Origin of the sequence: Streptomyces sp. NPDC005799 (genome assembly GCF_040630525.1) — a bacterium.
Lineage (GTDB): Bacteria > Actinomycetota > Actinomycetes > Streptomycetales > Streptomycetaceae > Streptomyces > Streptomyces griseorubiginosus_B.
The window spans coordinates 79079-97291 of sequence record NZ_JBEXXQ010000016.1 but is presented as its reverse complement, the minus strand read 5'-3'; the positions used below and the strand labels follow the sequence as shown (position 1 = coordinate 97291).

The window sequence follows — 18213 nt, the reverse complement described above, 5'->3', positions numbered from 1 at the left end:
GCGGGCCGGGTCCGGACGCCAGGGGCCGAGCGCGGCCGGGTCGCTAGGGGCTGAGCCGTTCCACGCGCCAGCTTCCGTCCGGCTCCGCCACGTAGCGCAGCCGGTCGTGCAGGCGGTTCTCGCGGCCCTGCCAGAACTCCACCGTCTCCGGGGCCACCCGGAAGCCGCCCCAGTTCGGCGGCACCGGCACCTGTTCGCCCTCCGGGTAGCGGGCCGCGAGTTCGGCGTAGGAGGCGTCGAGTTCGGCGCGGGAGGGGATCACGCTGGACTGGGCGCTGGACCAGGCGCCGAGCTGGGAACCGTGCGGGCGGCTGCGGAAGTAGGCCGCGGTCTCGTCGCGGCCGGTGCGGCGGCCGACGCCGCTGACGATGACCTGGCGGGCCATGGGGTGCCAGGGGAAGAGCAGCGAGACGTACGGGTTCTCGGCGAGGTCGCGGCCCTTGCGCGAGTCGTAGTTGGTGTAGAAGACGAAGCCCTGCTCGTCGAACCCTTTCAGCAGCACGGTCCGCGAGCTGGGGCGGCCCTGGGCGTTCGCCGTGGAGACGATCATGGCGTTCGGCTCGAAGAGATGGGCCTCGGTCGCGGCCTGCGCGAACCAGTGCGCGAACTGCTCCACGGGCGTGGCGGCCAGCTCGGACTCGGCGAGGCCCTCGGCCCGGTACTGCTTGCGCATCGCGGCGGGATCGAGGGGGACGGCGTCTCGGTCGGTCACGCGGTCATCTTGCCGTACGCATGAGTGCCGCGACGAAGCGCCTCCGCGGCACCGAATGAGCACCGAAGTGGCACCGAAGCGCTCAGCGAAGTGGCACTGAGTGCCGTGAACCCTCCCCAAAAGTGGCACTCGGAGATATCGTGCTGATGCCGTTCCGGTTGAACGACCAACCGCGCGGGGCATCACCAGGGTGGCCGCCAGGACCGCGAGTCGCACGAGCCGCCGGGGATCCGACGGGCCGGGCCGCCAGAGCCGCACACACACGAGGAGCCGCCTGATGTCCGACTTCGTACCCGGACTCGAAGGAGTCATCGCGTTCGAGACGGAGATCGCCGAACCGGACAAGGAGGGCGGCGCCCTGCGGTACCGGGGCGTCGACATCGAGGACCTGGTCGGTCACGTCTCGTTCGGCAATGTCTGGGGGCTGCTGGTCGACGGCGCCTTCAATCCCGGTCTGCCGCCCGCCGAGCCGTTCCCGATCCCCGTGCACTCCGGTGACATCCGGGTGGACGTCCAGTCGGCGCTGGCCATGCTCGCGCCCGTGTGGGGCCTCAAACCCCTGCTCGACATCGACGCCGACGACGCCCGCGAGGACCTGGCCCGGGCCGCCGTCATGGCGTTGTCGTACGTCGCCCAGTCGGCGCGCGGCCAGGGCCTGCCGATGGTGCCGCAGCGGGAGATCGACAAGGCGCACTCCATCACCGAGCGGTTCATGATCCGCTGGCGGGGCGAGCCGGACCCGAAGCACGTCGCCGCCGTCGACGCCTACTGGACCTCCGCCGCCGAGCACGGCATGAACGCGTCCACGTTCACGGCCCGGGTGATCGCCTCCACCGGCGCCGATGTCGCCGCCGCGCTCTCGGGCGCCGTGGGGGCCATGTCGGGCCCGCTGCACGGCGGAGCGCCCTCCCGGGTGCTGCACATGATCGAGGAGATCGAGCGGACCGGGGACGCAGAGGCGTACGTCAAGCAGGCCCTCGACAACGGCGAGCGGCTCATGGGCTTCGGGCACCGCGTGTACCGCGCCGAGGACCCCCGCGCGCGCGTGCTGCGCCGTACCGCCCGCGAGCTGGGCGCGCCGCGCTTCGAGATCGCCGAGGCCCTGGAGAAGGCGGCCCTCGCGGAGCTCCACGCCCGCCGGCCGGACCGGGTGCTGGCGACCAACGTCGAGTTCTGGGCGGCGATCGTCCTGGACTTCGCCGAGGTCCCGGCGCACATGTTCACGTCGATGTTCACGTGCGCGCGTACGGCCGGCTGGTCGGCGCACATCCTGGAGCAGAAGCGGACGGGCCGGCTGGTGCGGCCGTCGGCACGGTACGTGGGCCCGGCGGCCCGCAGCCCGCGCGAGATCGAGGGGTACGACGGCATCGCCCGCTGAAACGCAGACGACCCGCGAGCTCTGGTCCCTCCGCCTCAGCGAAGGAGCCGGCCGGACGTACCGGCGAGCTCGCGGGTCGGGTGACTGCTTGGGATTGGGCCGGCTGCACGTTTCGCTCACGTGCTGGTCCGGCACCGCACTCGGTGTGGTGGCGAGCCGCTAGCCCGCAGTCACCTCACGCGTCCGGGTTTCACTCATTTACCCGATCACCTCCTTCCTGTGCTGCGCCACACATTAGGAAGAGCCCGGGCACGGTTCAACCGTTTTTTCGGGATGTTGACGCCATGGACTCCGGCGTAAGGCTGTGCCCGTATCCGTCTCCCCGCTGCAGGAGCCGCAGATGCCAGTGGGAAACGTTGATCCGTCCCTTCGGCGTTGTGAGGCTGTGCTGCCCTCTGGCTCGGACGGAGATACGGTCGGTCCATGTACCCGCCCACTTGCCGGAGGGCATGGCGGCTCGTACAAGGTCGCCGGTCACGTAACCGAAGTGCATCTTGGCGCGGGCTCGACGGAGGCGGGGGAAACCGAATCGGTCCGGGGTTGTGCGGGCGTAGGAGCCCCGGCCTGTGGCCTTGACGACCAGCACCTGCCTGGGGAACCGCACGATCACATCGCCGGCTTCGCGATCAAGGTGCCCGACAGAGGATTTGTCGAACGCTGGAGCGATCTTCGTGCTAGCGCACGCCCCGAAAGCGATGGACGTATCTCCGCAGCTCACCTAGCTTTCGGCGCATGACACAGCGACGCGCGATTCTCAGTGGTTCGGTGTTCGAGGAGCGGATCGGGTATGCGCGGGCCGTGGTGGACGGGGACTGGGTGCATGTGTCCGGGACCACCGGGTTCGACTACGCGGCCATGACGATCTCCGAGGACGTCGTCGAGCAGGCCGAGCAGTGTCTGCGCAATATCGGGGACGCGCTGGGGCGGGCCGGTTGTGGATTCGAGGATGTCGTTCGGGTGCGTTATCTGTTGCCGGAGCGGGAGGACTTCGAGCCGTGCTGGCCCGTGCTGCGCCGGGTCTTCGGTGAGGTGCGGCCGGCGGCGACGATGATGGTGTGCGGGCTGGCCGACCCCCGGATGCGGATCGAGGTCGAGGTGTACGCGCGGCGCAGGACGCTGCGGATCGAGGCCGTGCACGGGGAGGACATGCTGGAGGAGTGGCGGGACGTGCACAACGCCGTCGTGCCGCCCGCCGCCATGTCCCTGGACGATGCGCGGGGGCGGCTCGGGCGTTGTCGGATGGAGAACGCGTATCTCGGGGACGTGCTCGTGGGGTGTTCCACCGTGCGGCCGCCGGAGGGGGAGGGCGCGGTGGCGACCGTCATCGCGCGTGTGCTGCCCGAGTACCGGGGGCGCGGCTTCGGGACCGCCCTGTACGAGAGGGGGCTCGCGCACGCGCGTGTGCTGGGGGCCAAGGGCGTGGAGACGTGCGTGCTGGCGGCCAACGAGGACGGGCTGCGGTTCGCCGAACGGCGCGGGTTCGTCGAGGTGGAGCGGTACGTGCTCGACGGGGAGAGCGATCTCTGGGTTGATCTTCGGCTGGGTCAGGGGTGATCGTGTAGGGGAGTGGCCGGCAACGATTCTCTCAATCTTGGGGAACTCGGTGTGTGCTGCGTCACGTTCCAGTTAGATGATTGCGAGTGAGCGAACCGACGCGCCGTACCTGCGGACGCAGCTGGCAGGGGGTCCAGGTGAGTGCTTCCCGGCGTAGTGGGACCACCGATGAGCTCGGGCCGGACGAGCCCGAGCGGGCCGGCCCCGTGGGCCCAGACGGCTCGGATCTGCTCGCCGCGCTGCTCGACGGGATGGACGCGGCGCTGTGCGCCTTCGACGCGGACGGGGTCGTCACCCACTGGAACCGCGAGGCCGAGCGGATTCTGGGCTGGACCGCGGCCGAGGCGGTGGGCCGGCACGGATTCGCGGGCTGGGCCGTGCGGGAGGCCGACGCGGAGGAGGTCGAGGGGCGGCTGATGTCCGCCATGCAGGCCCCCGGGCGGCAGGTGCACGAGTTCGCGTTGCTGACCAAGGACGGCGGGCGGGTGCTCGTACGGACCCAGTCGGCCGCCGTACGAGGGCCGGACGGGAAGCCCGCGGGGGTCTACTGCGCCTTCAGCGAGGTGCACACGCAGATCGATCTGGAGCGGTCGATCGCGCTGAGCGAGGCGCTGTTCGAGGACGCCAGCTGGGGTGTCGTGCTCGTCGACGCGGATCTGCGGCCGGCGGTGGTCAACGCCCATGCCGCGCGGGCGCTGGGCATCGGGCGTACGTCCGCTCTGGGGCGGCCGCTCGGGGAACTGCTCGCGCAGGGCGTCGAGGAGTTGGAGAGCGCGTTCACGCACGTCCTGGCGGAGGGTGCGCCGCCCGCGCCCGCCGAGATCTGGGTGAGCGTGCGCACGGCGGAGGGTGAGCAGCGGCGGTGCTGGCGGTGCGGGTTCGTACGGCTGGCCTCACCGCTCGCTGAGGAGCCGGTGCCGCTCGGGGTGGGATGGCTCTTCCAGGACGTGACCGAGGGCAAGCAGGGCGAGCAGGAGGCGGCACTGCTGCGGTTCAGGTCCATCCAGTTGCACCGGGCGGCGCGGGCGGCTGCCGAGTGCGAGGATCCGCGGGAGGCGGCGACGGTCCATCTGGACTTCGCGCTCGCCGGGTTCGCCGATCACGCGCTGATCGACCGGGTGGCCGGGGGCGCGGTGGCCGACGCGGCGGCGGAGGGGCCGGTCCGGTTGGTACGGGTCGCCGCCACGCCGTCCGGTGGGCCGGGGCCGAGTCTGCTCACCGGGAAGGCGGGGCTGCCCGTGCGGTACGGGCAGGGGCATCCGGCGTTGCAGTGCGTGGAGCGGGCGGGGTCGGTGCGGGCGAGTGTGGGAGCGGCCGGCGGTGAGCAGGCGCGGGAGTGGGCCGCGGCCCGGCAGTGGCCCGCCGATGTGGTGCACGCGTTGTGCGCGGTGTTGCGCAGTCGGGGGCGGACGTTGGGAGTGGTGACGTTTCTGCGGGGGAGCGGGCGGAGCCAGTTCGAGCGGGCCGACGCCGTGTACGCGGAGGACGTGGCCGTCCGGATCGCCGCCGTGCTGGACCTGGCGGGGGTTGTGGACGCGGGCTAGGCAATTCTGTGTGAGGCCGGCGGCGGGCCGGGTGGATCCAAACGGCCGGCCGGCTCCAAGCGGACATGGTGAAGTCCGCAGCGGTTCGGTAGCGCCCCCGAAGGGGCGCGGGGCTGCGGTCGATGTGCGGCTCCGCCGCGCGGGCGCGACCGGCCACGACGGCGCCGCGGACGACCGACGGCACAGCGCGGCACTTCCAGCGGAGCGCTTAGCGCCGGTAGAAGATGCGGTCCGCGTACTCGGTCATCACCCTGCCGTTCCAGTCGTGGCCGCCGTCCACGTTGCCCGACCTCAGCAGCGGGGGCTCGATGCCCCGCTCGGCCAGAGACCCCGCTGCCGTCGCCATCACGGCCTGCATGATCGCGCTGGTGACGACCGTGGAGGCGGGGGCGAAGGGGGCCGGGACGGTGTCCAGGGTGAGGGTGGCGTCCCCGATGGCGATCTTGGAGTCCAGGACGATGTCGCAGTGGTCCTTGAGGTAGGTGCCCGAAGCGTGGCGGGAGCGCGTCTCCCTCGTGTACGCCACGGACGTGAGGCCGATGACCTTCACGCCGAGGGCGCGGGCTTTCATGGCCATCTCCACGGGGAGCGCGTTGCGGCCGGAGAGGGAGATGATGACCAGCGCGTCGCCCGCGCGGAGCGGGGAGGTGTCCAGGACGGCGCTCGCGAGTCCGTCGACGCGCTCCAGGGCGGAGCCGAGCGTGGCCGGCATGACGTCGACGCCGACGACGCCGGGCACGGCGAGCAGGTTCATCAGGGCGAGCCCGCCGGCGCGGTAGACGACGTCCTGGGCGGGCAGCGAGGAGTGGCCGGCGCCGAAGGCGAAGAGGCGGCCCCCGTCGGCGACGGTGTCGGCGAGCAGCGCGCCCGCCGCCGTGACGGCCTCCGCCTCCTCGTCCCGGACCCGTCGCAGAAGCTCGATCGCGGCGTCGAAGAACTGGTCGGCCAGTGTGGCGTCGCTCATGCGGGTCCCTTTCGGGGCGGGTGGGGGCGGCTGTGTCGCGGATCACCGTGCGGTCTGGACCACTGCCGTGTCAATACGGCGGCGCAGGCCCCTTGGCCGAGGGCGTGGGCCCCGCGTTTCCACGGCGCGGCACGGTTGTCAGTGGTATGCGTCAGAATTGACTCCAGGGCCAGCGCACGCGCCGGGAAGCTGCTCGTGCTTCCGGCAGATCTCATCGAGGGGCACGTATGTCCGGACTGATCGACACCACGGAGATGTATCTCCGCACCATCCTCGAGCTGGAGGAGGAAGGTGTGGTCCCCATGCGTGCCCGGATCGCCGAGCGGCTCGACCAGAGCGGGCCGACCGTGAGCCAGACGGTGGCGCGGATGGAGCGGGACGGACTGGTCGCCGTGGCAGCCGACCGGCATCTGGAGCTGACGGACGAGGGCCGTCGCCTCGCCACGCGCGTGATGCGCAAGCACCGGCTCGCGGAGTGTCTGCTGGTCGATGTGATCGGCCTGGAGTGGGAGCAGGTGCACGCGGAGGCGTGCCGCTGGGAGCACGTGATGAGCGAGGCCGTCGAGCGCCGCGTGCTGGAGCTGCTGCGGCACCCGACGGAGTCGCCGTACGGGAACCCGATCCCGGGCCTGGAGGAGCTGGGCGAGAAGGACGGCGCGGACCCGTTCCTGGACGAGGGCATGGTGTCGCTGGCGGACCTGGACCCGGGGTCGGACGGGAAGACGGTCGTGGTGCGTCGTATCGGCGAGCCGATCCAGACGGACGCGCAGCTGATGTACACGCTGCGGCGCGCGGGTGTGCAGCCCGGCTCGGTGGTCAGCGTGACGGCGTCGGCCGGCGGTGTGCTGGTGGGCAGCGGCGGCGAGGCCGCCGAGCTGGAGGCGGACGTCGCCTCCCATGTCTTCGTCGCCAAGCGCTGACGGCGTCCGGCCGCTGACGACTTCCGCTACCGGTGTGACGAAAGGGGCGTCGTGCCGGTCCGCGCGGGGTGAGGTCACGGCCCGGAATCTGTGCGCCGAAATCGGAGCGCTCGGCCGGATCGCGTGCCAGGCTGTCGCGTGAGGCATATGACCGAGGGGGGAAGAGGGATGTGCCGCGGACGTGTGGATGGCCCCGGCGCCTTGTGGCGCCGGGGCCTGTCCTCCCCTGTGCTGACCCGGAGCCCCGAGCTCTCAGGGTCATTCCCCTCGGACCGGTTTCCCCGAGCGGTCCGCCTCCCGTTGAAGATCTCCCCGCGGTGGCGGCGATCATTCCTTGAGCGGGGTCACTCGAACGAGGGGTGTTGTCCGGCGAGACGGCATTTTCGAATACGCATTCGATAGTCTGCGAGTGACGGGGGACGCGGAATCTGCGCTTCAGGAGTGAGTGCACGGCAACGGCAGGACACGGTTCACAGGACCGGCCGGCTCGAGCGGGAGCGGTCCGAGCGGAGCTAGGGGGGTGCCAGGACCATGGCGCGACGCATCGACGTGACCGGGGCGGGCGGCGTACGCCTCGCGGCTTGGGAGTTCGGGGACCCGCCCAAGACCGACCCCGCCAAGACGGACCTGCCCAGGACCGACCCGCCCGGCCTCGTACCCGGACAGCCGGGACCGCCGGACCGGGCGGCGCCGCACGCCGACCAGGAGCGCGCGCCCGGGGTGCTGTTACTGCACGGCCTGATGGGCCGCGCCTCGCACTGGGCGTCCACCGCCCGCTGGCTCTCCGAGCGGCACCGGGCCGTCGCGCTCGACCAGCGGGGACACGGCCAGAGCGACAAGCCCCCACAGGCCGCGTACACCCGTGAGGCCTACGTCGAGGACGCGGAGGCCGCCCTCGAACAGCTCGGCCTCGCCCCGGCCGTCCTCATCGGCCACGCCATGGGCGCGCTGACCGCCTGGCAGCTCGCCGCGAAGCGCCCCGACCTGGTGCGGGGCCTGGTCATCTGCGACATGCGAGCCTCCGCCCTCGGCGCCGCCTCGCAGCGGGAATGGGCGGACTGGTTCCGGGCGTGGCCCGTCCCCTTCGCCACGCTGGCGGACGTACGCAAGTGGTTCGGTGAGGACGATCCCTGGGTGGAGCGGCCGAATCCGGCGCGCGGGGAGTTCTACGCCGAGGTGATGCACGAGTCCGCCGACGGCTGGCGGCCGGTCTTCGAACCCGAGCAGATGCTGAAGTCCCGGGAGACCTGGGTGTACGACGCGCACTGGGAGGAGCTCACCCAGGTGCGCTGCCCGGCGCTGGTGGTGCGGGGGCTCGACGGGGAGCTGGGGCGGGCGGAGGCGCAGGAGATGGTGCGGGTGCTGCCCCGCGGGGAGTACGCGGAGGTCGCCGACGCCGGCCACCTGGTCCACTACGACCAGCCGGAGGCCTGGCGGGCCGCGATCGAGCCGTTCCTGGACTCCGTGCTCAGCACGCCCTGATCCGCTCAGCAGCGCCTCGCCCTCACCCCTTGCTCACCGCTGTCAGGATCTCCGGGAGCCGGGCCGCCGTGCGCGGTGCCGCCAGACGCAGGCCCGCCCAGGTGATCGCCGCCCCGTAGGCCGCGCCCAGGGGCAGCAGGACCCAGCTCCAGCCGGCGCCGCCCTCCACCACGTTGACCCAGATCGTCACGGCGATGACCGGGGAGGACAGCAGGGCCGCCGAGACCATGCCGCCGAAGATGGAGATCCAGGCGAGGCCGCTCTGGCCGGGGGCGACGTTCTTGTAGCCCTCCTGCGGAATGGAGTACGGGAAGCGGGCCGAGGTCCACGCGCCGGTGGCCAGCATCGCCCCGAGCAGGGCGAAGGACAGGCCGAGCACCTCGGGCAGGCGCGGCCAGTCGTCGAGCATCGCGGTCGTGAGGACCGTGACCAGCGTGGCGTACGGCAGGGTGATCACCAGCAGCGCCAGCGCCCGCCCGCGCAGCTCGACGTAGGCGTCGTGCGCGGAGGAGATCGTGGTCGCCACCATCCAGAACGCGGACGTGTCCTGCCCGAACTGGTTGTACATCTGGATGCCGAGCATCCCGGCGGCGAAGCACGCGAAGTAGATGGAGCCGGTGCCCTGCAGGGCGTTGAACACCGGCACGATGAGGCCGATGGCGAGCGACGTCACCCAGGCGGCCTTGGTCTTGGGGTCCCGCCACACGTACCGCAGGCTGCGCTCCATGACCGTCCCCGTCCGCCCGGCGGGCAGCAGCCGGGCCGGCCCCCCGGACGTCCGCTCCCGCCGGCCGGGCTCGGTGTCGCTCTGCAGGGTGGAGCCGTCCGGCGAGGTCATCAGCCGGGTCAGATGCCCCGCCCATACGGCGATCAGCGCCACCAACGCCCCGGCACTGAGGGCGAGTTGAGCGGCGGCGATGCCGTACGACCCTTCGCTCACCGAGTGCACCGCACCGATCGCCGACGCGGGCGGCAGCCACCGCACCACGTCCCCGACCGGCGCGAGCTGCGCCAGCCCGCTCGAACCCAGGCGCTGCGCACCGAAGTTGACCAGCTGCGCCCCGATCGCGATGACCAGCCCGCTGAGCACCGCGAGGTCGCGGCCCCTACGGCTGGTCAGCAGGCGGATGTTGGCGGCGGCCACGGCCCGCGCGAGGGCCACGCACACCAGCAGCGCGAGGACGACGGCGATGACCCCGACGGCGTAGGCCGCACCTCCGTGCGCGACCGCGACCGTCGAACCGATCAGCAGGAGCAGCGTGAACAGCGGTCCGATGCCGACCAGCGAGGCCGCGAGCAGTGCCCGCACCAGCGGCCGGGGCCGCAGCGGCAGCATCACCAGCCGGGTGGGGTCGAGCGTCTCGTCGCCGCCGGGGAAGAACAGCGGCATCACCGCCCAGCCCAGCGCCAGCACGGCCGTCAGCAGCACGACCACGGCGTCGATGTGCGCGTGCCCGCGCACCGCGATCAGCCCGAGCAGCTGCAGCGCCCCGAACAGCAGCACGACGACGGCGGACGCGACGTACGCGGCCCGCCGGCCCCCGGACTGCCTGAGCCCGTTCTTGAGCAGTGACAGCTTCAGCCGTACGACGGTCCCGGTGATGTCGCCCGTCATCGCGCGCCGCCGCCCAGCCAGTCCAGATCGGTACCGGCGTCGCGGCCGCCCGCACCGACGAGCTGGAGGAACGCCTGCTGCAACGAGGGGGCGTCGCCGCGGACCTCGGCGAGGGTGCCGTGGGCGCGGATACGGCCGGCGGCCATCACGGCGACCCAGTCGCACAGGGACTCGACGAGTTCCATGACGTGGGAGGAGAAGACGACGGTGGCGCCGGAGGCCGTGTACCGCTCCAGTACGCCCCGGATGATCTGCGCCGACACCGGGTCGACGCCCTCGAACGGCTCGTCGAGGAAGAGCACTTCGGGATTGTGCAGCAGTGCGGCGGCGAGCCCGATCTTCTTGCGCATACCGGTCGAGTAGTCGACGACGAGCTTGTGCTGGGCGCCGGCCAGGTCGAGCACGTCGAGCAGTTGTGTGGCCCGCTTGTCGACCTCGGCGCCGGGCAGTCCGCGCAACCGGCCGGAGTAGGCGAGCAGTTCCCTGCCGGACAGCCGCTCGAAGAGCCGCAGCCCTTCCGGCAGCACCCCGATCCGCGCCTTGACGGCCACCGGATCGCGCCACACGTCATGCCCGACGACCTCGACGGTCCCCTGATCGGGCCTGAGCAGCCCGGTCACCATGGAGAGGGTGGTCGTCTTGCCGGCCCCGTTGGGTCCCACCAGTCCGATGAACTTCCCCGCGGGCAGCTCAAGATCGATCCCGGCAACGGCAACCTGCTGCCCGAACCGTTTCCAGAGACCCTGTACGCGTACGGCGGCTGACGTCATGCATGAACCCTACGGTGAGGTCACCTCTCCCGACCGCACGCATAGGCAAGCGGGGAGATCAGCTCCTCCGCGTCCGGCAGCCACCGGTTGGCGGGGGTGGGCCGGCAGGCCCACTGCACGGCTCCCCGGGATCCGTATCGCGTGGGGGGCGCGGCCACGTACGCCCCCTCGCCCAGTGCGACCAGATCGAGGGACGACGGGGACCAGCCCAGCTTGCGAACCAGGTCGGGAACCTTCGCCGACGCACCCGGCAGCACGAAGAAGCGCATCCGGCGGTCCGGCGTCAACGTCACGGGACCCAGCGTCAACTCCATGCGCTCCATGCGGGCCAGCGCCAGAAACCCGGCCGTCTCCGGGACGGAGATCGCGTCGAACGTCCGCCCCGTGGGCAGCAGGATCGACGCCGTCGGCTGCTTCTGCCACATCCGGCGGGCGACGGTAGCGCTGCCCGTCGCCTGCGTCGCCCAGTCCTCCCGTGCGGGATGCGCCCCCGGCGCATCGCACCCGGCCTCGCCGCAGGAGCAGTGCTGCACCCCGTCGACGGCTTCCAGCCAGGTGCCGGGGAAGACGTCCCAGTGACGCTCCTCGGCGTAGCGAACGGCGGTCTCCAGCAGCGATTCTCCGCGCTGCTTCGGGATTCGGGCTGCTTCGGGCCCCGCGATGGTCTCGTCCACGATGAACACAACTCTAGTGATCACCGGGGGTTACGCATGCCACATGCGCGGGGGAGGGGCAACGATTCCGCATCGGGGCGCATGGGTGCACGCGTGGGGGCGCAGAGGAGGGACTCCGGTGTGATCTGGGTAGCCAGTAGCGGGGTCGGCATCAGCTTTTACCCCGGCAATCCTCGCATGCCTCGCATTTTCGGTATGTCCGCGGGGCATTGATCTTCCCGGCCGGATCTTTTCGCCCCCCACGGCGAGGGATCCGGTAGGGAAGGACACGCCAACTCGGTGCGTGGGCAGGCACCGCAGCCACAGGGGGTAGTGCCAATGGCCGCAAGGCCTCTCGTCGCGCGGCAGCCGAACGAACGGCTGCAGGCGCTCATCCAGGAGGCGGGGTGCTCGAACGCCGGGCTCGCCCGCCGGGTCAACATGTGCGGCGCCGAGCACGGCCTCGACCTGCGCTACGACAAGACGTCCGTGGCCCGTTGGCTGCGCGGACAGCAGCCGCGGGGCCGGGCGCCCGCGATCATCGCGGAGGCGCTGGGCCGCAAACTCGGCCGTACGGTCACGATCGACGAGATCGGCATGGCCAACGGCAAGAACCTCGCCTCGGGCGTCGGGCTCCAGTTCTCGCCGACGGTACTGGGAGCCATCGAGCAGGTCTGCGAGCTGTGGCGCAGCGACGTCGGGCGGCGGGACTTCCTGTCCGGCTCGTCCGTCGCAGCGTCCGCGCTGGTGGAGCCGAGCCGGGACTGGCTGATCTCCTCACCGGACGCACAGGTGGCGCGCTCGGCGGGCCCGCGCGTCGGACAGTCCGACGTGGCGGCCGTGCGGGCGATGACCCAGGCCCTCGTCGACCTGGACCACCAGTACGGCAGCGGGCATGTGCGCCCGGTCGTCGTGCACTACCTCAACAGCGTCGTCTCCGGGCTGCTGGCGGGGTCGTACCGGGAGGCGGTGGGCCGTGACCTGTTCGCCGCGGTCGGCCGACTCACCGAGCTCGCCGGGTACATGGCCGTCGACACCGGCCAACCGGGCCTGGCCCAGCGGTACTACATCCAGGCGCTGCGGCTCGCGCAGGCGGCGGGCGACCGGGGGTACGGCGGCTATGTGCTGGCCGCCTCCATGAGCCATCTCGCCGCGCAGCTCGGCAACCCACGGGAGATCGCGCAGTTGGCGCGGGCGGCGCAGGAGGGGGCGCGGGGGCGCGTCTCCCCGCGCGCGGAGTCGATGTTCTACGCGGCGGAGGCACGCGGCCACGCCCTGATGGGCGACGCGCGGGCGGCCCAGCTGGCGTCCGGGCGGGCGGTGAGCGCGCTGGAGGCGGCCGACACCGACTCCGGGGACGACCCGGCGTGGATCACGCACTTCGACGAGGCGTATCTGGCCGACGAGTTGGCGCACTGCCACCGCGATCTCGGACAGGCCGAGGCGGCCGCGCGGTGCGCGGAGGAGTCGCTGGCCGGGCTGCCGGAGACGAAGGCGCGCAGGCGGGCCATCGGGTACGTGCTGCTGGCCACCGCGCAGGTGCAGCAGCGAGAGATCGAGCAGGCATGCAACACCGGCCTCAAAGCGGTCGAGTTGCTGGAGACCCTGCGCTCCAACCGGGGCGCCGAGTACCTGGAGGACTTCCAGCAGCGGCTCGAGCCGTACCGGGAGGAACCGGTGGTGCGGGAGTTCGGGGCGCGGATGGAGTTGCAGGCGGCGGCGTGAGGGCGGGTGACCGGCCGGTCCCGGGTGCGTGAAGCTGCGGGAAACGGCCGGTTGCCGTGCGGGTTCGCACGCGCGGTGGACATAAGGAGCGTGCTGTAGAGCGATTCTGTTACCGCTGTCACAGGTAAGGAGGTTGAGGCCTGAGCTGCGTGGCACCCGGCTCGGGGGACCCGGTAGCGTGAGCCGACGATTCACAAGGCCCCCCATGTGTAGGAGTCCCGGTGACGCAGAGTGGACAGGGCGAGAAGCCCTCGCCGCGCGAAGCGCGCGAAGGCATCGTGCTGCCCTCCGACGGCGGCGAACCTTTGCTCCCGGGCATGCTGAACGCCCAGCCCGCGGCACCGGGCGGTCACACCGGTTCCTACGGCGGCTCCTCCGCCCAGCAGCAGGCCGGCCCGCAGAACCCGGCCGCGGCCCCGCCCGGCGGCCAGTCCTGGGGCACGCCCTGGGGCCCCGACCAGCACCAGAGCCCGGCGCCGCCCCCGGCCCAGTCCTGGCCGAGCCCGCCGGACCAGTCCTGGGCGGCCCCCGACCAGTGGACCACCTCCGCCTCCCAGCCCCTGCCGCCGGCCGACGACGGCTACGGCACCCCCGTCGGCTCCGGCGGCTTCAGCGCCCCCCTGCCCCCCGCGGCCGACGAAGGGGCGACCCAGTACATACCGCCGGTCATCGGCTCCGGCATGCCCGCCGGTGCGCCCGTGCCCGGCAGCGAAGGCGCCACCCAGTTCCTGCCGCCCGTCCCCGCGAACGGCGACGAGGCCGCGACCCAGTACATCCCGCCGGTCGGCCCGGGCGCGCTACCGCCCGAGGTCGGTGCGCCGACGGGGGCCGGGACGACCGGGTTCCCGGGGCACGCCCCGCAGACGGGAGCCGGAGCGGCCGGGTTCGCGGGGCAGGGTGCCCAGGCGCACGCCCCGCAGGGCGCGACCGGCGCTACCGGATTCCCGGGACCTCAGGCGCACGACCCGCACGCGGGGGCCGGGCCCATGCCCGCCGCCGGGCCGGACGCGCAGCCCACGCAGTTCCTGCCGCCCGTGACCGATCAGGCCCCCTACGGTGCCCAGCCCGGCGGCGACCGGCAGCCGCCCGCCGAGTTCGACAACCTGTTCCGCAGCGGGCCGGGCGCCGACAGCCCCGCCGGGGCCACGCAGCAGCTGCCCCGCTACGAGCAGCCCCCCGCCGCCCAGCCGCCGTACGGGCAGCAGTCGGCGCCCTCGTACGGTCGGCAGGCGCCCCAGCCGTCGTACGGCCGGCAGACGCCCGCCTCCTACCCGCCGCCGCAGGAGACGCGCGGGGGCCGTGGCCGGTCGAAGGTGCCGCTCATCGCGGCCGTCGGCATCGGCATCGTGGTGATCGGCGTCGGGGCCGGCGCGATGCTCGGCGGAGGTGGCGGCAAGGACAAGAACCAGACCGTCTCCGCCACCGCGCCCGCGTCCGGCGGATCCTCCTCGGCGTCCGCGGCGGACCCCGCGAAGCAGCAGGCCGTCGCTCTGGACAAGCTGCTGTCCGACAGCGGCAACAGCAGGGCCTCGGTGATCGCCGCGGTGGCGAACGTGAAGGCCTGCCGGAACCTGGACGGCGCGGCCTCGGACCTGCGCGACGCCGCCAAGCAGCGCACCCAGCTGGTCACCAGCCTCTCCGGCCTGTCCGTCGACAAGCTGGCGAACCACGCCGAGCTGACCACCGCCCTCACCCGGGCCTGGCAGGCCTCCGCGGCGGCCGACAACCACTACGCGGCCTGGGCCGACCAGGTCGGCGGCAACAAGAAGGGCTGCAAGAAGGGCCAGGCCCGCACCACGGGCCAGACCGCGGCCGGCAACCGCGCGAGCGGCACCGCCAGCCAGCGGAAGGCCGAGGCGGCCGACCTGTGGAACGCGATCGCGAAGACCTACGGCCTGACCCAGCGCCAGCCGACCCAGCTGTGAGCGAGCGGCGCGCGGGTCAGTCGACCCGCGCGTCCTGCAGGGCCCTCGTCGTGTCCACGAAGCCGTTGCGCGCCGCCACCAGCTGGCCCTGCCTGACCACCTGGAGGGTGACGTCGGCGTTGACGACGCGGGAGAAACCGATGCTCGCCAGGGGCCCCTGGGCGCCCCACCGCAGGGTCGGCGTGAGACCGCCGGTGGAGACCTTCAGCCCGTCGTCCAGGGCCCGGCGGATCGCGTCGGAGGTCACGTCGCCGCCACCGAGCGACTGGACGACCTTGGTGAGCACCGTGTAGGCGATCCACGTCGTCTGCACCCCGGCGTCCGCGGCGTCGATCCGGTTGTCCCCGAAGGCCTGCGCGCTGATCACCTTCTTCATCCCGTCCCAGCGCGGGTCGCCGGCCGGCGGGTACCAGCCGGTGATGTACGCACCCTCGTACGGGCCCCTCTGCGCGCCGGACTCGTTGATGGCCGTCTGGTCGACGCTGTCCAGGGTGGCCGCGGTGCGCACCGCGGGACGGCCCTGGCGAGCCCGCTGGAAGGAGTCCATGAAGGTGCTGGTGCCGTCCCCGAGCGAGGGGATGACGCACCCCTCCTTCGTGGGGTCGCCGGTCGTGGCGTCCAGCGCGTCGGCCGCCGGCTGCGTGTACTCGGTCGTGTCCTCCGCCGCCCGCTGGTCGATGGCCGGCTTGTGCCCGCCCGCCCCGAGCCCCGCGTCGAGCATGGGCGGCAGCTCGTCGCCCGCGATGGTGTCGGCGCGTACCAGCGCCACGGGGCCGCAGCTCGCGGCGAGTTCCTTGCCGAGGCCGGCCAGCAGCGTGGGCTGCCCGCCGTTGACCGGGTAGGACAGCGGACTGGTGAACTCGGCGGTGGTGACGCCGTATCCGCCTATGTAGGGGATGCCCGCGCCCTCCAGGTCGGGCAGGTAGGAGTCGCCGAACTGGCTGTAGGAACCGACGACGGCGACGACCCCGGCCTTCACGGTGTCGCGTGCGCACTTGGCGGCGGCCACGCTGTCGTTGTGGTCGTTGCAGGTCAGGACCTTCAGCTTGCGGCCGTTGATACCGCCCTTGGCGTTGATCCAGCGCGCGTAGGCCTGCGCGAAGGCGGGCATGCCGGGCTTGTTGGTGGCACTGGTGTCCTGCGGGGCCCAGGTCATGACGGTGATCGGGTCATCCCCGCCGCCCCCCGTGGCACCGGGGATGACCCCGCATCCTGCGGCGAGGGACGCGCACGCGGCCAGGGCCCCCGCCATGCGGACGGTTGCTCTGACGGGCCGGTTGAGTGTGGGGAGGAAGGTGCTGCGGGTGCGTCGCCTGCCAGTCATGGGCACACACGCTTCCGCCACATCCGTAACCCGGGGGTGACCCTCGGTTATCGAGCGGTGACACGAAGGTGAATTACGGGGGTCGGAGAGGGGCCCGGTGGGAAGAACGTACGATCAGTGACCGTGCAAGGTACGGAGAACCCTTCCCGACGCGGGCGTCGCTCATCCACCATGGGCGGCATGCCACTGAACGACATGCCGTGGTGGCGCTGGCGCAGCAATGTGCGCTCCGCGCTGCACATGCTCTCCGACCCGGTGTTCCAGCAGAACGTCTGGCTGGCCGGGGTCGACGGGTACGGGGACGTCACCGACGCCGTGTACCGCCTGGTCGAGGACACCTGGCTGGACAACTGGTCCGCCGAGAAGTACGTCGGCACGATCTTCCGCGACTCGCAGGAGGCGGCCCTCGTCGACACCGCGGTGCTGCGGGTGCTGCGGATCATGCACCAGGTCGGCCCGGACGCCCCGGTCTCCGTGTACATGGAGAACGCCGGGTGGCCGGACGCGGTGCGGGCGGCGCGGGACGCGCACGTGCGGATGGCGATGGCCGACGGCGAGGACCCGGACACGCCGCCGCGCACGCTGGAGCTGCTGCGGATCATGACGCGGTCCGCGTGACGGACGCGGGTCCGCCCGGCGCCCCGCTCGTGGGACCATGGCGGGCATGAACGAGCAGTCCACCCGAACCGAGGCGACCCCCGCCGACCAGTACGTCCTCACGCTCTCCTGCCCTGACAAGAAGGGCATCGTGCACGCCGTGTCGAGCTATCTCTTCATGACCGGCTGCAACATCGAGGACAGTCAGCAGTTCGGCGACCACGACACGGGTCTGTTCTTCATGCGCGTGCACTTCTCGGCGGACGCCCCGGTCACGGTGGACAAGCTGCGGGCGAGCTTCGCGGCGATCGGAGACTCCTTCCACATGGACTGGCAGCTCAACGAGGCCGACGAGAAGATGCGGATCGTGCTCATGGTCAGCAAGTTCGGGCACTGCCTGAACGACCTGCTGTTCCGGACGCGGATCGGGGCGTTGCCGGTGGAGATCGCGGCGGTGGTGTCCAACCACACGGACTTCGCGGAGCTGGTGGGTTCGTACGACATCCCCTTCCACCACATTCCGGTGACGAGGGAGACCAAGGCCGACGCGGAGGCACGGCTGCTGCAGCTCGTCCGCGAGAACGACGTGGAGCTGGTGGTTCTGGCCCGCTACATGCAGGTGCTGTCGGACGACCTGTGCAAGCAGCTCAGCGGGCGGATCATCAACATCCATCACTCCTTCCTGCCGAGCTTCAAGGGTGCGAAGCCGTACCACCAGGCTCATGCGCGGGGTGTGAAGCTGATCGGGGCGACGGCGCACTATGTGACCGCCGACCTGGATGAGGGGCCGATCATCGAGCAGGAGGTCGAGCGGGTGGGGCACGACGTCACACCGGACCAGCTGGTGGCGATCGGGCGGGACGTGGAGTGCCAGGCGCTGGCGCGGGCCGTGAAGTGGCATGCGGAGCGGCGGATTCTGCTCAATGGCCGACGGACGGTTGTGTTCGCCTAGTGGCTCGGAGGGTTCTGGGTTCGTCGGCGGCTGCGGGTGAGTGGGACCCGTTCGCGCAGTTCCCCGCGCCCCTGAAAAAGCTCAGCTGAACGTGCCTT

Annotated in this window: 15 protein-coding genes; 9 read left to right on the top strand and 6 right to left on the bottom strand. The window is 71.9% G+C overall.

The window, feature by feature from the left end:
* Positions 1 to 43: 43 nt before the first annotated feature.
* Entirely contained in the window at positions 44 to 712 is a 669-nt protein-coding gene (pdxH, locus tag ABZ453_RS17910) for a pyridoxamine 5'-phosphate oxidase (RefSeq protein WP_359015907.1), read from the bottom strand.
* 277 nt (positions 713 to 989) lie between these two features.
* Between pdxH and ABZ453_RS17905 the strand changes: the two genes are divergently transcribed.
* From ABZ453_RS17905 to ABZ453_RS17895, 3 genes are all read left to right on the top strand, one after another.
* Complete coding sequence (locus tag ABZ453_RS17905) at positions 990 to 2090, top strand: citrate synthase 2 (protein WP_359015906.1); 1101 nt, start codon at positions 990 to 992, stop codon at positions 2088 to 2090.
* A 732-nt stretch (positions 2091 to 2822) separates the two neighbouring features.
* Positions 2823 to 3644, top strand: a complete 822-nt coding sequence (locus ABZ453_RS17900) for a GNAT family N-acetyltransferase (RefSeq protein ID WP_359015905.1) — start codon at positions 2823 to 2825, stop codon at positions 3642 to 3644.
* Positions 3645 to 3781: 137 nt separating this feature from the next.
* Positions 3782 to 5188, top strand: coding sequence for a PAS domain-containing protein (locus ABZ453_RS17895; RefSeq protein ID WP_359015904.1), 1407 nt, complete (start codon positions 3782 to 3784; stop codon positions 5186 to 5188).
* Between the two features lie 208 nt (positions 5189 to 5396).
* On the opposite strand, the gene ABZ453_RS17890 is transcribed toward ABZ453_RS17895, so the two are convergent.
* Entirely contained in the window at positions 5397 to 6152 is a 756-nt protein-coding gene (locus ABZ453_RS17890) for an SIS domain-containing protein (protein ID WP_359015903.1), read from the bottom strand.
* Between the two features lie 227 nt (positions 6153 to 6379).
* Here ABZ453_RS17890 and ABZ453_RS17885 point away from each other — a divergent pair, with 227 nt between their 5' ends.
* A complete protein-coding gene (locus ABZ453_RS17885; RefSeq protein WP_359015902.1) occupies positions 6380 to 7072 on the top strand; it encodes a metal-dependent transcriptional regulator in 693 nt (230 codons plus the stop codon).
* A 531-nt stretch (positions 7073 to 7603) separates the two neighbouring features.
* On the top strand, positions 7604 to 8554 hold the full coding sequence (locus tag ABZ453_RS17880; protein ID WP_359015901.1) for an alpha/beta hydrolase: 951 nt from the start codon (positions 7604 to 7606) through the stop codon (positions 8552 to 8554).
* 22 nt (positions 8555 to 8576) lie between these two features.
* On the opposite strand, the gene ABZ453_RS17875 is transcribed toward ABZ453_RS17880, so the two are convergent.
* From ABZ453_RS17875 to ABZ453_RS17865, 3 genes are read right to left on the bottom strand one after another with little or no spacing between them, the layout of a single operon-like run.
* Positions 8577 to 10169 carry a transporter gene (locus tag ABZ453_RS17875; protein WP_359015900.1) on the bottom strand — a complete coding sequence of 531 codons (1593 nt, stop codon included), beginning with the start codon at positions 10167 to 10169 and terminating at the stop codon, positions 8577 to 8579.
* Positions 10166 to 10939 carry an ABC transporter ATP-binding protein gene (locus ABZ453_RS17870; RefSeq protein WP_359015899.1) on the bottom strand — a complete coding sequence of 258 codons (774 nt, stop codon included), beginning with the start codon at positions 10937 to 10939 and terminating at the stop codon, positions 10166 to 10168. Before ABZ453_RS17870 ends, ABZ453_RS17875 begins: the two co-directional genes overlap by 4 nt.
* A gap of 20 nt (positions 10940 to 10959) precedes the next feature.
* Entirely contained in the window at positions 10960 to 11622 is a 663-nt protein-coding gene (locus tag ABZ453_RS17865; protein ID WP_359015972.1) for a bifunctional DNA primase/polymerase, read from the bottom strand.
* A 309-nt stretch (positions 11623 to 11931) separates the two neighbouring features.
* On the opposite strand from ABZ453_RS17865, the gene ABZ453_RS17860 reads away from it, so the two are divergent.
* Positions 11932 to 13317 carry a transcriptional regulator gene (locus tag ABZ453_RS17860; RefSeq protein ID WP_359015898.1) on the top strand — a complete coding sequence of 462 codons (1386 nt, stop codon included), beginning with the start codon at positions 11932 to 11934 and terminating at the stop codon, positions 13315 to 13317.
* 221 nt (positions 13318 to 13538) lie between these two features.
* Positions 13539 to 15242, top strand: a complete 1704-nt coding sequence (locus ABZ453_RS17855) for a hypothetical protein (RefSeq protein WP_359015897.1) — start codon at positions 13539 to 13541, stop codon at positions 15240 to 15242.
* Between the two features lie 16 nt (positions 15243 to 15258).
* Here ABZ453_RS17855 and ABZ453_RS17850 read toward each other — a convergent pair whose 3' ends face one another.
* Positions 15259 to 16566, bottom strand: a complete 1308-nt coding sequence (locus ABZ453_RS17850; protein WP_359015896.1) for an ABC transporter substrate-binding protein — start codon at positions 16564 to 16566, stop codon at positions 15259 to 15261.
* A gap of 117 nt (positions 16567 to 16683) precedes the next feature.
* On the opposite strand from ABZ453_RS17850, the gene ABZ453_RS17845 reads away from it, so the two are divergent.
* Together ABZ453_RS17845 and purU are read left to right on the top strand one after the other, a co-directional pair.
* Positions 16684 to 17184, top strand: coding sequence for a hypothetical protein (locus ABZ453_RS17845; protein ID WP_133045583.1), 501 nt, complete (start codon positions 16684 to 16686; stop codon positions 17182 to 17184).
* Between the two features lie 46 nt (positions 17185 to 17230).
* A complete protein-coding gene (gene purU, locus ABZ453_RS17840) occupies positions 17231 to 18115 on the top strand; it encodes a formyltetrahydrofolate deformylase (RefSeq protein ID WP_359015895.1) in 885 nt (294 codons plus the stop codon).
* Positions 18116 to 18213 lie beyond the last annotated feature (98 nt).

Coding starts and splice junctions, on each gene's coding strand:
- ABZ453_RS17905 (WP_359015906.1), top strand. CDS start 990: ATGTCCGACTTCGTACCCGGACTCGAAGGAGTCATCGCGTTCGAGACG.
- ABZ453_RS17900 (WP_359015905.1), top strand. CDS start 2,823: ATGACACAGCGACGCGCGATTCTCAGTGGTTCGGTGTTCGAGGAGCGG.
- ABZ453_RS17890 (WP_359015903.1), bottom strand. CDS start 6,152: ATGAGCGACGCCACACTGGCCGACCAGTTCTTCGACGCCGCGATCGAG.
- ABZ453_RS17885 (WP_359015902.1), top strand. CDS start 6,380: ATGTCCGGACTGATCGACACCACGGAGATGTATCTCCGCACCATCCTC.
- ABZ453_RS17880 (WP_359015901.1), top strand. CDS start 7,604: ATGGCGCGACGCATCGACGTGACCGGGGCGGGCGGCGTACGCCTCGCG.
- ABZ453_RS17875 (WP_359015900.1), bottom strand. CDS start 10,169: ATGACGGGCGACATCACCGGGACCGTCGTACGGCTGAAGCTGTCACTG.
- ABZ453_RS17870 (WP_359015899.1), bottom strand. CDS start 10,939: ATGACGTCAGCCGCCGTACGCGTACAGGGTCTCTGGAAACGGTTCGGG.
- ABZ453_RS17860 (WP_359015898.1), top strand. CDS start 11,932: ATGGCCGCAAGGCCTCTCGTCGCGCGGCAGCCGAACGAACGGCTGCAG.
- ABZ453_RS17850 (WP_359015896.1), bottom strand. CDS start 16,566: ATGACTGGCAGGCGACGCACCCGCAGCACCTTCCTCCCCACACTCAAC.
- purU (WP_359015895.1), top strand. CDS start 17,231: ATGAACGAGCAGTCCACCCGAACCGAGGCGACCCCCGCCGACCAGTAC.